This window comes from Glutamicibacter sp. 363, from assembly GCF_052379505.1.
Lineage (GTDB): Bacteria > Actinomycetota > Actinomycetes > Actinomycetales > Micrococcaceae > Glutamicibacter.
Map to the genome: position 1 here is coordinate 46,184 of NZ_JBQSYR010000010.1, position 13,135 is coordinate 59,318.

14 protein-coding genes are annotated in these 13,135 nt (G+C 62.3%); 8 read left to right on the forward strand and 6 right to left on the reverse strand.

The genetic code is table 11. The features are described 5' to 3' along the window. Positions 1–7 precede the first annotated feature (7 nt). A complete protein-coding gene (locus ACT3UA_RS07675; RefSeq protein ID WP_444615864.1) occupies positions 8–1,132 on the reverse strand; it encodes a methyltransferase in 1,125 nt (374 codons plus the stop codon). A gap of 472 nt (positions 1,133–1,604) precedes the next feature. On the opposite strand from ACT3UA_RS07675, the gene ACT3UA_RS07680 reads away from it, so the two are divergent. The 3 genes from ACT3UA_RS07680 (at position 1,605) to ACT3UA_RS07690 (ending at position 2,848) form a co-directional block, all read left to right on the forward strand. Then, complete coding sequence (locus tag ACT3UA_RS07680; protein WP_444615866.1) at positions 1,605–2,267, forward strand: hypothetical protein; 663 nt, start codon at positions 1,605–1,607, stop codon at positions 2,265–2,267. Continuing rightward, complete coding sequence (locus ACT3UA_RS07685) at positions 2,254–2,550, forward strand: transcriptional regulator (RefSeq protein ID WP_096287053.1); 297 nt, start codon at positions 2,254–2,256, stop codon at positions 2,548–2,550. Before ACT3UA_RS07680 ends, ACT3UA_RS07685 begins: the two co-directional genes overlap by 14 nt. A 103-nt stretch (positions 2,551–2,653) precedes the next feature. Continuing rightward, positions 2,654–2,848 (forward strand): CsbD family protein, encoded by a 195-nt coding sequence (locus ACT3UA_RS07690; protein ID WP_096286999.1) that lies wholly within the window; start codon positions 2,654–2,656, stop codon positions 2,846–2,848. An 84-nt stretch (positions 2,849–2,932) separates the two neighbouring features. Here ACT3UA_RS07690 and ACT3UA_RS07695 read toward each other — a convergent pair whose 3' ends face one another. Beyond that, a complete protein-coding gene (locus ACT3UA_RS07695; protein ID WP_444615868.1) occupies positions 2,933–4,156 on the reverse strand; it encodes a glycosyltransferase in 1,224 nt (407 codons plus the stop codon). Positions 4,157–4,262: 106 nt separating this feature from the next. Here ACT3UA_RS07695 and ACT3UA_RS07700 point away from each other — a divergent pair, with 106 nt between their 5' ends. From ACT3UA_RS07700 to ACT3UA_RS07710, 3 genes are all read left to right on the forward strand, one after another. After that, entirely contained in the window at positions 4,263–4,937 is a 675-nt protein-coding gene (locus ACT3UA_RS07700) for a TetR/AcrR family transcriptional regulator (RefSeq protein ID WP_444615870.1), read from the forward strand. 121 nt (positions 4,938–5,058) lie between these two features. Next, positions 5,059–6,228 carry an acetylornithine deacetylase gene (argE, locus tag ACT3UA_RS07705; protein ID WP_176484199.1) on the forward strand — a complete coding sequence of 390 codons (1,170 nt, stop codon included), beginning with the start codon at positions 5,059–5,061 and terminating at the stop codon, positions 6,226–6,228. Continuing rightward, positions 6,225–7,502 (forward strand): MFS transporter, encoded by a 1,278-nt coding sequence (locus ACT3UA_RS07710; protein ID WP_096286993.1) that lies wholly within the window; start codon positions 6,225–6,227, stop codon positions 7,500–7,502. The genes argE and ACT3UA_RS07710 overlap by 4 nt, the downstream gene beginning before the upstream one ends. 77 nt (positions 7,503–7,579) lie before the next feature. Here ACT3UA_RS07710 and trhA read toward each other — a convergent pair whose 3' ends face one another. From trhA to ACT3UA_RS07725, 3 genes are all read right to left on the reverse strand, one after another. Continuing rightward, positions 7,580–8,272 (reverse strand): PAQR family membrane homeostasis protein TrhA, encoded by a 693-nt coding sequence (gene trhA / locus ACT3UA_RS07715; RefSeq protein WP_444615873.1) that lies wholly within the window; start codon positions 8,270–8,272, stop codon positions 7,580–7,582. 364 nt (positions 8,273–8,636) lie between these two features. After that, the gene (locus tag ACT3UA_RS07720; RefSeq protein ID WP_444615875.1) at positions 8,637–8,918 is read right to left on the reverse strand and encodes a hypothetical protein; all 282 of its coding nucleotides are present in this window, start codon (positions 8,916–8,918) and stop codon (positions 8,637–8,639) included. A gap of 315 nt (positions 8,919–9,233) precedes the next feature. Further along, entirely contained in the window at positions 9,234–9,494 is a 261-nt protein-coding gene (locus tag ACT3UA_RS07725; RefSeq protein WP_096286986.1) for a GlsB/YeaQ/YmgE family stress response membrane protein, read from the reverse strand. Positions 9,495–9,813: 319 nt separating this feature from the next. On the opposite strand from ACT3UA_RS07725, the gene ACT3UA_RS07730 reads away from it, so the two are divergent. Then, the gene (locus ACT3UA_RS07730) at positions 9,814–10,329 is read left to right on the forward strand and encodes a gluconokinase (protein ID WP_217990385.1); all 516 of its coding nucleotides are present in this window, start codon (positions 9,814–9,816) and stop codon (positions 10,327–10,329) included. A 39-nt stretch (positions 10,330–10,368) separates the two neighbouring features. Further along, on the forward strand, positions 10,369–11,784 hold the full coding sequence (locus ACT3UA_RS07735) for a GntP family permease (protein ID WP_444615877.1): 1,416 nt from the start codon (positions 10,369–10,371) through the stop codon (positions 11,782–11,784). 119 nt (positions 11,785–11,903) lie between these two features. Here ACT3UA_RS07735 and ACT3UA_RS07740 read toward each other — a convergent pair whose 3' ends face one another. Continuing rightward, a complete protein-coding gene (locus ACT3UA_RS07740) occupies positions 11,904–13,130 on the reverse strand; it encodes an amidohydrolase (RefSeq protein ID WP_444615879.1) in 1,227 nt (408 codons plus the stop codon). Positions 13,131–13,135 lie beyond the last annotated feature (5 nt).

Genomic DNA, 13,135 nt, shown 5'->3' on the forward strand with positions numbered 1-13,135 from the left:
TTGTGTCTTAGCGTTTGGCTTGCAGCCGCCACAACGAGGTGACTTCCCGCGAGCGTGCCGCGTGCAGAACGTCCGAGTGGTCCTTGGCCCGGGCGTGGGTTGGTGAGGTGTCGAGCCGGTCGATGATCTCCAGGCCCGCATGATCGATGGCTTCCAGCAACAGCTCACGGGTGCGCAGGCCGAGCAGCTCGGCGAGGTCCGAGATGATCAACCAGCCCTCGCCATCCGCGGTCAGGTGTTCGGGCAATCCGCGCAGGAACTGCAGCAGCATTTTGCTTCCCGGATCGTAGACCGCCGCGTCCAGCGAGCTTGGCGCGCTCCCGGGCAACCACGGCGGATTGCAGATCACCAAGGGGGCCTTGCCCGCGGGGAACATGCTGGTCAGCTCGGCTCGCGCAGCGTCTTGGAGGCCCAAGCGCGCAAAATTATCGTTCGCGCAATCCACCGCGCGCTGATGGATGTCCGTGCCGAGCACGCTTTTCATCCCGCGGGCCACCAGCACGGCGGCCAGCACCCCGGTGCCGGTGCCGATGTCGAAGGCCAGCTCCTTGGTATTGAGCGGCGCCTTGGCCACCAGATCAACATACTCGTGGCGGGTGGGCAGGAAGGTGCCGTAGTGGGGGTGGATCTTCGCTCCCAGTGCGGGAACGTCAACCCCGTTGAGGAACCACTGGTAGGCGCCGAGCATGCCGGTCAGTTCCTGCAGGCTGACTACCGCGTGGCCCGTTGCAGGCTGCGCCTGCTGCGCGTAGCCGAATGCCACCGCGGAACCGACCAGCGGGGCCCGGGACAGCGGCAGCGTCGCGGTGCCGCCGGGGGTGTCGAAATTCAGCGGAACCAGGAGCAGGGACATCATCCGTGAGCGCTGGGCGCGGGATTGCCGGATGGCATAGAACTTCTCGGCGTCGGTCAGCGGCTTGCGGGAGGCCTTGCCGGTGCCGGCCTTGGCCAGGCGGCGGTCGATGGCCGCCAGTAGCTGCTTGGCATTGTGGAAGTCGCCGAGCCACAGCATTGCGGTGCCCCGGGCGGCATTTCGCATGGCCGCATCCGCGGTGAGGCGATCGTCGACGACAACAAGATCTTTGGGCGCCGAGCGCGCATTAGCCGACCACCAAGTGGCCGTGGTGCGCACACTCTGGTGTTCCCAGGAGATCAATTGATCGGCGGCAATGGGTGCGTGAGAGATAAGAATCCACCTCGTCGATTCGTGGTGCTCACCCGATTGGCAACCGCGCACGAGCAGAACTGCTGCGAAGTTCGATAGTTCCAATGATACCGAGGAAACCGGGCCGGCGTGCTCCGATCTCCGGCTTGCCGCCGTTGACGAAGATCACCGTGCGCGAAGCGGACCTGCGCCCAGAACGCGCTGGCTGTGCATATGTTCCGCTGCATTTTCACTAGGTCAAAACCGCCTCTGAGGGCCTGTGACCTGTGTGTTCCAGGGGGTTCGGGAAAACCTGGTTGGCCGGCGCCGGGCTTTGCGGAAATGGTCTCTTCACTATCGGGTGGGCGAGTGCTATCTTTAACTTTGTAATGCAAAGCGCTTTCCACCGCGAACTACTTTGTGGATTGCGCGAACGGCTCGGCGAGGGAGAGGTAACGCCATGGACAACAAGAATGGGCATGAGGTGGATCCGGCCCGGATCCTGCAGGGCATCGAGGTCGACGCGCGGCAAACACGCGAGGCCCTGAGCCCGGATCAGCGCTTGCTCTTTTCGCTCTGGGGGACCGGGTGGGTTATCGCCTTCCTGGCGATCTTCTTCACGTTCGCACCGCTCGGCGCACCGTTGCTGCCCAGGTTGCTCGGGGTCGGTATCGCGGTGACCGCCTTCGTGCTTGCCATCGTATTCTCGGCCGTTCACTCGGCCAAGCGCGCGGTGGGCACCAAGGGTCCTTCGATGGTCGAAGGCGCGATCTACGGAAATACCTTCACCCTAGGCATGATCTTCGCCGGACTGCTCGGGTGGCGCCTGCATGCCTCGGGGCTCGACGCCATGGGCTTGCTGGCCTTCTCGCTGGCGGCTCTGTGCCTGGTGGTCGGTGTGCTGGTGGTCGCCGGATCGCTGATCTGGAATGATCGGACCCAATTGATCTTCGGCGCGTGGATTCTTCTCGTCGGGCTCATCTCGCTGGCGGTGCCAGCCCCCTATAACCTCTTGGCCGGTGTGCTCGGCGGACTTGGGCTGATCGCCCTGGGGCTGCTGCATGGCGCTCGGCCCGCATTGGTTTCGGGCGAGGTGGTTCGCGGTGGGCATGCAAGAGCTTGACCCGGTGATCCATGCGCAGGCAAGACTGCGCACCATCACCGTGCTCGATGCCCTGCGCGCAGGCGACAGCATGTCCTTTCCCAAACTCCAGGGGCTGCTGGGAATGACCTCGGGGAACTTGGCGACGCACCTGCGCAAGCTGGAGGACAGCCAGTATGTGAGCGTGGAGAAGATCCTCGAGGGGCGATCGCCGGTCACCTACATTGCGCTCACGAGCAAGGGCCGCGCGGCCTTCGAAAACTACAAGCAGCAGCTTCGTGCACTGCTGGCAACAACGCCTTAGCGGAACTGTCAGCCAACGCCAAGGTTCCGGACAGTTCGCACTAGGCCTTGGCAGGTAGCGTCGGAAAAGTAAGTTGTTCGATCAATTGATAGGAGAACATCCAATGGGTTTGGGCGATAAGTTCAAAAACAAGGCGCAGGAAGCCTCCGGCAAGGTCAAAGAGTCCGTAGGCGACGCAACCAACAATGAGAACCTGCAAGCTGAAGGTGTCAAAGACCAGGCAGCTGCCAAGGCCAAGCAGGCTGGCGAAGCAGTGAAGGACGCCGCCAAGGATGTCCGCGACGATCTGAACAAGTAAACGATTTTTGGCCAACGGCACTCATCGATTATTCGATGGGTGCCGTTGGCGCGTCCGGGGTCCAATGCGATTGCGGCGGCGTTCCTAGCGAGCCGCTGCGGCCTCGCGAAGGGCCCTGGCCACCGGCAGCGAGCTGTCTTCTTCCTCGGCCAGCAGCCGAGCGATGCGCGAGGCGTTGGCGGCGTAGTGGTCCGTGGACAGCGTCTGATCTATGGCGGAAGCCAGCCGGTCGACGCTCAGATCCTTGTACTTCACCGGCTCCACGCCCGCGCCTAGCGCGTGTACCCGGGCGGCCCAGAAGGGCTGGTCGGTGAAAATTGGCACCGCGATCGTGGGGACTCCGGCGCGCAAGCCTGCGGCCGTCGTGCCTGCCCCGGCATGGTGGATCACCGCGGCCATCTGCGGGAACAGCCACTGGTGCGGGGCAGCTCCGATCCCGAGAATGCCCGGCTCGCTGATTTCTGGGGCACCCTGCAAGATCGCCCGCCGGCCGCTGCGACGCGCCACGTCGAGCATGAACTCCGGATCCAGCGCCTCGGTACTGCCGAAGCCGATGAAGATCGGAGCCGGGCCCTCGGCGAGGAAGTCGGCCAGCGCGGAAGGTGGCGTCCAAGCTTCATCGCTTGCCGGCCACCAATACCCGCAGTTGCTCAAGCCCGAGCGCCAGTCCGCGGGGCGCGGGACGATCGATGAGCTGAAGCCATGCAATACCGGGGCGTTGGCACGCCTGCGTTGGCGTTCGCCGGAGGCCCGGGTGCGTTTGGGCAGTCCGAGGGCGGCGCGGATCCGTGCCACCGGGGCGTCGTACGGTGCTTTGCCGGAGCCGATGAGGGAACCCAAGGCCTTGTTTCCCAGGGCGCCGAAGCTGCGTGCGGTGCCTAGGACCATCGGCGCATAGGCCGTACTGGGCTCGTTGGGCTGTAGATGAGCGCCGATCACCGGGATGCCGAAGGCTTCGGCGACATCATAGGCGTAGGGGGCGACCGAATTTGCGATGATCACATCCGCGCCCTGTTCGGCCGCTTCGAGCGTGCCGGTGGCCGCCGAGTCGAAATAGGTCCCGAGCTCGCGCATGTACCAGGACAATTGGCTGGCGCTCGGTTTGGCCCCCGGGGCGGCGGGGCTGACTAGCGCACTCATGTCACCGGGCAGCTCGTGATAGTTGCATCCGGCCGCGGTGATCAGCGGTGCATGCGCGGCGTTGGCGGCAATGGACACCGCAAAGCCGTGCTCCTGCAGTTTTTTGCCCAGCCCGGCCATCGGAGCCACGTCGCCCCGAGTGCCTGGGGTCACCATGAGTACACGCATTTTTCTGCCTCGATACTTAATTGCGATCAACGTTCGCAATTAAGTATATAGTCAAATGGAAGCAAGGGATTACAACAGCCAAGGCGCAATTGGGAGGAACACCGTAGTGAAGCAAAAGCAACCGGCCACCGTTGGGGCCTGCGCCCGGCGCAGCACCGGCCCGAAGCCCCAGCACTCGCGCGAAAAGATTGCCCAGGCGGCCGTGGAGCTGGCAGACCGGGAGGGGATCGGCGCGGTCTCCATCCGCGGGGTAGCCGCTGAAATAGGTTCGGGCGCGGCCTCGCTCTATCGCTATGTGGACTCCGTTGAGGAATTGGTGGATCTCATGATCGACCAGGTGACTTCAGGCTATGAGCTCAATGGCCCGGACGGTAGCGCCAGCGAGCAGCTGCTCGCCCTGGCCAGGCAGGGGCGGAACATCATGCACCGGCATCCGTGGGTGGCGCCGCTGCTGCTGGCCAAGCGCGCGCTGGGGCCGCACACGCTGGCGTATCTGGAGCGCGGACTGGCGGCGCTGCAATTCACCGCGCTCACCGGGGCCGCAAAACTTCAAACCATCGCCATGCTGACCGCCATCACCTCGGCCTTCGTGCAGAACGAACAAGGCGAACCGGCGGGCGACGGCGACGGGAAGGGCGCAGCAGCACTGATCTCCGCCCTGGGGACGGGCAAGTACCCGCTGCTGGCCGAGTCGCTCGCCCAAGGTCCGGCGAGCGTGGACCAGGACCAAGTCTTCGCCACACTCATCACCACTTACCTGCGCGGCGCAGGGCTGGACTGAGGCCACCTGGCGGGGCATCGGCCCGCTAGGTGTTGGCCATAGTCTGAAATCTTCTTTGCGGCGGTGACTTGGTGTGAAAGCATTGGCAGATCGTAGTTACCACGAAGACCGGGAGTTCATTATGGCTTCACCAGCCGAAGCGACCATGGCGCAGATCAACGAACTGATCAGCCTCGATACCACCAGCCGCGACAGCAACCTGCCACTGATCGACCTGGTGGTCGGCAAGCTCGACGCGGCCGGCATCAGCTCGCAGCTCATCCACAACGAAGATGGCAGCAAGGCGAACCTGCTGGCCACCATCCCGGCGGCCGACGGATCGCGTACCGGAGGCATCGTGCTGTCCGGACACACCGACGTGGTCCCGGTCGACGGGCAGGACTGGTCCAGCGAACCATTCAGCGCCCAGGTCCGCGACGGCAAGCTCTACGGCCGGGGCACCTGCGATATGAAGGGTTTCATCGGCGTCATCCTGGCCAAGCTTCCCGAGCTGACGGCCGCGAAGCTAGCCGAGCCGATCCACCTGGCCTTGTCCTATGACGAGGAGGTCGGCTGCGTGGGTGCGGTCAGCCTGGTGGAGGAGATCACCCGCCAGGAACTCGCCCCGCGCGGAGCGATCGTGGGGGAGCCGAGCAGCATGCGCGCCATTCGCGGGCACAAGTCCATGAACGTTTTCCGAGTGGCGTTCAACGGCGTCGCGGCGCACTCCTCGCTGCCAGGCGAGGGCCTGAATGCGATCTCCTACGCGCTGCGCTTCGCCAGCTTCGTCGAAGAGGTCTCCAAGGAACTGCGCACCGACGGCCCGTCGGATGCCGCCTTCATCGAGCCGACCACCACCATGAACGTGAACCGCATCGACGGGGGCATCGCGGTGAACACGATCCCTTCGCTATGCGTGGTGCACTTTGAATTCCGTTCGCTGGCGGTCGTGGATCGCGCAGCGCTGATTCAGCGTTTCCGCGACTACGCAAGCGAGCTCGAAGCGCAGATGCAACAGGTCAACTCGGCAGGTTCGGTGGAGTTCGAGCAGATTGCCGGCGCCCCGGGACTGGAAACCGTCCAGGACGCCGAGATCGTTGGCCTCAGCGCCGCCTGCGGTGCGATCGCCACCGACGAAAAGGTCACCTACGGTACCGAAGCCGGCCTGTTCTCCGCCGCCGGAATCCCCACCGTCGTCTGCGGCCCGGGCGACATCGCGCAGGCGCACGCCCCGGATGAGTTCATCGAACTGCAGCAGCTCGTTGACTGCGAGAACTTCATTCTGCGTCTGGCCGAAGAGCTGTCCGCATGAGCACCAGCGAACAGATAGCTACCCCGCAGCAGCTGGCCGTAGCCCGCAAGGCGGTTATTTCCTCCTCCATTGGCGCCGCCCTTGAGTGGTTCGACATCATTGTCTACGCCACCTTCGCCACCACCATCGCCAAGCTGTTCTACCCGGAGTCCAATGCGAGCTTCGCGCTGATCCTGACCTTTGCGACCTTCGCCATCTCCTACCTCATCCGGCCGCTGGGCGGCATGGTGCTCGGCAGCTATGCGGACCGCAAGGGCCGGAAAAAGGCGCTGACGCTCACCTTGATGCTGATGATGGTCGGAACGCTGATCATGGCGGTGGCTCCCACCTATGCGATGGTCGGGGTCTGGGGCGCGCTGATCATCCTGCTCTCACGCATGATCCAGGGCTTCTCCGCCGGCGGCGAGTTCGGCACCGCCACGGCATTCCTGATCGAAAGCGCGCCGCACAAGAAGGCGTTCTACTCCTCGTGGCAGGTCGCCGCGCAGGGCGTCTCGATGCTTTTGGCTTCCGGATTCGGCTACGTGCTGACCACCCAGTTATCCCAGGAGTCCTTGGAAAGCTGGGGCTGGCGTGTGCCGTTCTTCGTAGGCCTGCTCATCGGTCCGGTGGGACTGTATATTCGTGCGCGCCTGGAAGAGACCGAGGAGTTCATCACCACCAAGAAGGTCAAGTCCCCGCTGGGCGAGTTGTTCAGCCAGCACTACGGGCGGCTCCTGGCCGGATCGGCGGCCATCGGCGTGGCCACGATCTCGGTGTACATGATCTTGTACATGCCGACCTTCGCGGTGACGAATCTGAATATCCCAGCCGATGCCGCGTTCCTCGGCGGAGTTGTCGCCGGCACCATCACACTGATCAGCGTGCCATTGATCGGGCACCTCGCTGACCGGGTGGGTCCGGCAAAGGTCATGACCTGGGCTGCGGTCGGCGCGCTGGTGCTCGCCTGGCCGCTGTTCAAGCTGATGACAAGCAACCCGAGCATCCCGGTGATGATCCTGGTGATCGCCTTGCTTGGCGTGATCATGTCCTTCTACTTCGGACCGTTGCCAGCCTTGATTTCTTCGCTGTTCCCGGCAGCCATTCGCGGTTCGGGCATCTCGGTGACCTACAACGTCGGGGTGACCCTGCTCGGCGGAATCGCGCCGCTGGTGCTGACCTGGCTGCTCAGCGTGACCGGATCCTTGGACGCGCCGAGCCTGTACTACATGGCCATCGCCGTGGTTTCGTTGATCGGCCTGGCCTTCATTCGCTTGCGCTACAAGCTGCGCTAGCCCTCGGGCGCGGCCCCAAGCCAAACGGCTTCGATCTTCCCTTGTGGAAGATCGAAGCCGTTTTTCGTTGCGCGCCCCTAGCGGACTACCAGCAGCACCGCGGTCCAGTGGCAGAGGAAGGCCAAGACCGTGCAGGCATGGAATAGTTCATGGAATCCGAAGACCGTAGGGATCGGGTTCGGTCGCTTCATCGCGTAGAACACCGCACCCACGGTATAGAACAAGCCGCCAGCCAGAATGAGCAGCAGAACCGCAGGGCTCGCTGCCCAATAGGAGGGGATATCCATGACCGCACCCCAGCCGAGCAGGATATAGAGCGCTACGGAGAACCAGCGTGGTGCCGATGGCCAAAAGGTCTTCACCAGAACCCCGAGTACGGCGCCGGCCCAGATGATCGACAGCGTCAACGTGGCTTGCGGCCTCTCCAAGATCTGGATGGCAATCGGAGTATAGGTACCGGCGATCAGCAGGAAAATATTCGCGTGGTCGGCGCGCCGGAACCAGACCATGGTCTGCGGACTCCAATTGCCCCGGTGGTACATGGCCGATGTCGCGAACAGCGTGATCGAGGTGAGCACAAATACGGCGGTAGACCATTCCGCGGCCGCACCCTGAGCGAGAACCACCAAGAGCAAGCCCAAGATGATGACCAGCGGGGTGCTCCACGCATGAATGACTCCGCGCCATCTGGTCTTTTCGGTTCCTGGGGTCGGCTCCCGACGTTTCCTCGGTGGGGTCGACTCGTTGGCTTCGGAGAAGTTGCCTGTCATGCGGTTCCTTAGCTAGTCGAAGACGTGTGCCTAGTTGCTTGAAGTCTACGTGAGACCAGCAGCTTCGTTTTCCACACTATTGGGCATCAAATGCACCGATGACGTATCTGTGAACGAAAGGTATTCGTCGTTCAAGGCGCTCAATTTCGGTTCTGCCTCCGGCCCTCGTGCCGGAGCGCTCTCGGGGAATTGGCGGGTTAAGCTACCTATGTGGTTGAAGATTCCGTCAAAGCTTGCTGTGGCCGATCAGCAAGCCCGATCACCTCTCAACCATCGTCATTCACTCGCGCAAATGGGAGAGGCAAATGCTGCGCCGTCTTCTAGCCGTGCTCGCGATTGGCTCGGTAGCTTCGGTCGACATTAATCATGTGGCGGCACTGAAGAATGCGTGGATTTCCGGAGGCCAGAAACTGCCCCAGCCGTAGCGGCAGACGTTAGCCAACGAACCGTTGAAACTGATGGCTTCCTCGGCGTCGGCAAATCGCCAAAAAGGCGCAAGAACGCGGCCGAGTGGATGCCGAAAAATAAATCCTTCCGGTGCCAATATGTGGCCACCCAGATCAGCGTGAAGAAAAAATACGCCTTGCCGGTAACCAAGGCCGAAAAGAATGCCATGAAAAAGGTCCTGAGAAGTTGCCGGAGCCAAAGGCTGCCAAGGTAAAGCCGATCAAGCCAACCGGTAAAAAAGTCGCTGCCATGCCGCAGATTCCGGAGAACATCAAGATCAGATACGCGGCGGGCAGCATTCACCCGGGATCGAAATGCAAGCATGCGGACACGGGCAAGAAGGGTAAGTCGAGAGCCGGAAAGGTCTAGACCTGCAAGGCATCTAGGCCGGACGCGCGACTACGCTGGCGGGTTTAGCGGCGGATGGCAAGGCAAGGGGCCCGGAAATCGATTAATGTCGATTTCCGGGCCCCTTGAGACCTTAAGCCCGAGGAGTAGGCGCCTCGGGAGCTGATCAAGCCCGTTTCTTGGTGATGAAGCCCCAGATGACCAGGACAAGGAGCGCACCGCCGATAGCGAGCAACCAGCTTGAAAGCGAGAAGAACTCGTTGACACCTTTGCCGAAGATGGCGCTGCCAATCCATCCGCCAACGAGCGCGCCGATCACGCCGAGGACCAAGGTTGCGATCCAGCCGCCGCCTTGCTTGCCTGGCAAAATTGCTTTTGCGATAGCTCCGGCAATCAATCCCAGAACTATCCATCCAATAAATCCCATGGTTCTCTCCAATGGTCTAACTATCAGAAGTGGTCGGGTTTGACCTACTTGGTGGTGGCACTACCCGTCTTTGAGTAGGAGTTCCACGACCTTGGCAATTTTTTAAGAGAATTTTTGGAAAACTCTCAACCGCCGCATGAAGGTTTACGAGTATTCGCGGTGATCCGCGAGCTGACATGCATGGACTCTGTGGAGCTCGGATTCGAGGGATTTTTTCCTTGACACGCGAGGGTGGCGCTTCTAGTCTGTTTAAATCTGCTTTTATATCAAGCAAGGCCAATAAAAGCTGATATATGTTTCGCGCACGACGGAGTGAATAATGACATTGAACAACCTGCCCATCATCGTGATGGGCGTTTCAGGAAGCGGCAAATCCACCATTGGAGCCCTTCTCGCCGCTCACCTAGGGCAGGAATTCATCGATGGGGATGCGCTGCATCCGGAGGAAAATCGCGCCAAAATGGCCGCGGGAATTGCCCTCGAGGATGCAGACCGCACCCCATGGCTGCAGATCATCGGCAACACCTTGGCGTCGAGCCGTACGGCAGGCGCACCGGTGGTCATCGCTTGTTCTGCACTCAAGCGGGCTTATCGAGATCTGATTCGATCCCACGAACCGAGCACACTCTTTGTTCACCTCACCGGTGGCAAGGACTTGATTGGCGAACGCATGGCGGCGCGAGAACACGAGTTCATGCCGAGCTCCCTGTTGATCAGCCAGCTGGCTACGCTTGAAGAACCAGGCAGCGATGAGCATGTGCTCCTCGGGGATATTGCACACACTCCAGAGCAAATCGTCAATGATCTGCTCCAGCAGCTCCAACTCCAGCACTAGACCCGAAGCGCTAATAACCTCCATTGATCAAGGAAGACAATGACATCTGAGCTCGAAATGAACTGGACGCTGGGAACCGCCGGCCTCCTTGGAGTAGCCGTGGCGGCCGTCGCGTTGCTGCTGCTGCTCATTATCCGATTCCGCGTCCACGCCTTCGTGGCGCTGGTGCTGACCAGCCTACTTACGGCCGTTGCCGCCGGTATTCCGGCAGGTTCGATCATCTCCACGATGACCAGCGGTTTCGGAAGCACCTTGGCCAGCGTGGCTCTCCTCGTGGGTCTGGGTGCAATGCTCGGACGGATGCTCGAAACCAGCGGTGGCGCCGAGGTGCTGACGAATTGGCTGATCGATAAATTCGGCGAGGACCGTGCGCCGCTGGCGCTCTCCGTCGCCTCGCTGCTGTTCGGCTTCCCGATCTTCTTCGACGCGGGCCTCGTGGTCATGCTGCCGATCATCTTCACCGTGGCTCGCCGCCTCGGCGGATCGCTGCTGTTCTACGGTATTCCCGCCGCGGCCGCATTCTCTGCCATGCACATCTTCGTACCCCCGCACCCGGGTCCGGTGGCAGCCTCCGGCCTGCTGGGCGCCAACGTGGGTCTTGTGCTGATCATGGGTCTGATTGTTGCGATTCCCGCCTGGTACATTGCCGGGCACCTGTTCGCCAAGTTCGTCGGCCGCAAGTTCGACATCCCGGTTCCCGATATCTTGGGTGCCGCGTTGGGCAACGGCCAGGACAAGAACCACTTCAAATCCTCCCCATCGGTCGGAACCGTTTTCAGCTTGCTGCTGCTCCCGCTGGGCTTGATCTTCCTGAACACCGGGCTGAACATGCTCGGTTCCGCAGGCGTGGTTGATCCGGAAGCAACCTGGGTTCAATGGTTGCGGCTCCTGGGTGAAACTCCAGTCGCGCTGATCATCACCGTCTTGCTCGGGATGTACCTGCTGGGTTTCCGCAAGGGCAAGGACAAGACCCTGATCGAGACGATCGTCGATTCGGCGCTCGGCCCGGTATGCTCAATCATCTTGATCACCGGTGCCGGTGGCATGTTCGGTGGCGTCCTGCGCGCCAGCGGAATCGGCGACGCCATTGCGTCCTCGCTGGAGAATGTCGGACTGCCGCTGATCGTTGCGGCCTTCCTGATTGCCGCCGTCGTCCGCGTGGCGCAGGGCTCGGCAACCGTTGCCTTGACCACCGCGGCTGCTATCGTCCAGCCCGCGGTGCTGGCCGACGCCTCGCTCAGCGCGCTGCAGGTAGTGTTGATGGTCCTTGCGCTGGCGGCCGGCTCGGTCATTGCCAGCCACGTCAACGACTCGGGCTTCTGGCTGATCTCCCGCTTCTTCCAAATGGACGTTCCCACCACCTTGCGGGTGTGGACCGTGAGCCAGACCCTGATCTCGCTCGTCGGTTTCGCCGTGGTCATGGTGCTCTATGCGATTGCCAGCATGTTCGCCTAGCCTCTTGGATATGTGGCGACAGCTTGCCTCCCGGAATCTGTGGATTCCGGGAGGCAAGCTGTTTAAGAATGCCGGGTAGTAGGTCGCCTGTCATCGGGCAGCTAAGTCCACCGCAGCCGTTACTTGCCGACTTTCGAGTACAGGGCGCGCACCGCGGCCCGTACTCCGGTGCTCAAGGTCGGTTCGAGCACCGGTGCGAAAAACGGTGAGTGGTTCGCCGGTGGGGTTCCGGCGGCCAGAGTTTTGGCGTCGTTTCCACCGAAATACCAGAACACGCTTGGCACGCCGATCGCCGAGCCAAGGGCTCCGAAATCCTCGCTTCCCATCACCGCTTGGCCCGGCAGGACCCGCTCCGCGCCGAATTCGGCACGGAATGCTTCGGTGAGCCTCGCGGTTTCCGCCGGATCGTTGTAAAGCGGCGGGAAGTGCGAGATGTCCTCGATCAGTGGTTCCGGGGCACCGGAGGCGCCGGCTTCCATGGTGATTATGCGCCGGATCGAGCCAAGGACCGTCTCGCGGACCTTCGGGTCGAAGGTGCGCACGTTGAGGGTGAAGATCGCCCGGTCCGGAATCACGTTTTCCTTCAGCCCCGCATGGAATGACCCGACGGTCACCACTGCGGCGGACTGCGGGGCCACCTGCCGCGAGACAATGGTCTGCAAGCGCATCACCATCGCCGCGCCGAGCACGATGGGGTCGATGGAATGCTCGGGCATCGAACCGTGCGAACCCTGGCCAAACACGGTGACCCGGAAGGAATCGGCGGTGGTCATCGCGGCGCCCTCCATGATGGTAATCGTTCCGGCCAGCCCGTTCATCACATGCTGCCCGTAGATCACCTCGGGCTTTGGGGCCTTGTCCCACAGGCCGTCGTCCACCATGGCCTTGGCTCCGGCGGCCGTTTCCTCACCGGGCTGCAGAATGAAAACGATGCTACCGGCCCAATGCTCCGTTCCCTGCGCGTAAAGCTCGGCGGTCTTGAGCGCGGTGGCCATGTGGGTGTCGTGCCCGCAGGCATGCATCACCGGAACTTCGGTTCCGTCCTCCAAAACCCCGCTGGCCCGGCTGGCATAATCCAAACCGGTGTCCTCCAGGACGGGCAGCCCATCGGTGTCAGCGCGCAGCCCGATCACCGGCCCGGCCCCATTGCGCAGCACCCCCACCACCCCGGTGCCCCCGCAGCGGAACACCTCAAGACCAAGCGCCTCCAAACGCGCCGCGAGATACGCGGCGGTCTGCTGTTCCTGCATTGAAAGTTCGGGGCTGCCATGCAAATGCTTGTAGGTGTCGAGCAGATCGGCCGCCATGGCCTCGGTCATTTTCAGTGGCTGCGGGATGTTGCTCATCGGAG

Excerpts from the sequence above, each read along its gene's own strand:
- ACT3UA_RS07680 (WP_444615866.1), top strand. The coding sequence starts at position 1,605 with ATGGACAACAAGAATGGGCATGAGGTGGATCCGGCCCGGATCCTGCAG.
- ACT3UA_RS07685 (WP_096287053.1), top strand. The coding sequence starts at position 2,254 with ATGCAAGAGCTTGACCCGGTGATCCATGCGCAGGCAAGACTGCGCACC.
- ACT3UA_RS07690 (WP_096286999.1), top strand. The coding sequence starts at position 2,654 with ATGGGTTTGGGCGATAAGTTCAAAAACAAGGCGCAGGAAGCCTCCGGC.
- ACT3UA_RS07695 (WP_444615868.1), bottom strand. The coding sequence starts at position 4,156 with ATGCGTGTACTCATGGTGACCCCAGGCACTCGGGGCGACGTGGCTCCG.
- argE (WP_176484199.1), top strand. The coding sequence starts at position 5,059 with ATGGCTTCACCAGCCGAAGCGACCATGGCGCAGATCAACGAACTGATC.
- ACT3UA_RS07710 (WP_096286993.1), top strand. The coding sequence starts at position 6,225 with ATGAGCACCAGCGAACAGATAGCTACCCCGCAGCAGCTGGCCGTAGCC.
- trhA (WP_444615873.1), bottom strand. The coding sequence starts at position 8,272 with ATGACAGGCAACTTCTCCGAAGCCAACGAGTCGACCCCACCGAGGAAA.
- ACT3UA_RS07725 (WP_096286986.1), bottom strand. The coding sequence starts at position 9,494 with ATGGGATTTATTGGATGGATAGTTCTGGGATTGATTGCCGGAGCTATC.
- ACT3UA_RS07730 (WP_217990385.1), top strand. The coding sequence starts at position 9,814 with ATGACATTGAACAACCTGCCCATCATCGTGATGGGCGTTTCAGGAAGC.
- ACT3UA_RS07735 (WP_444615877.1), top strand. The coding sequence starts at position 10,369 with ATGACATCTGAGCTCGAAATGAACTGGACGCTGGGAACCGCCGGCCTC.
- ACT3UA_RS07740 (WP_444615879.1), bottom strand. The coding sequence starts at position 13,130 with ATGAGCAACATCCCGCAGCCACTGAAAATGACCGAGGCCATGGCGGCC.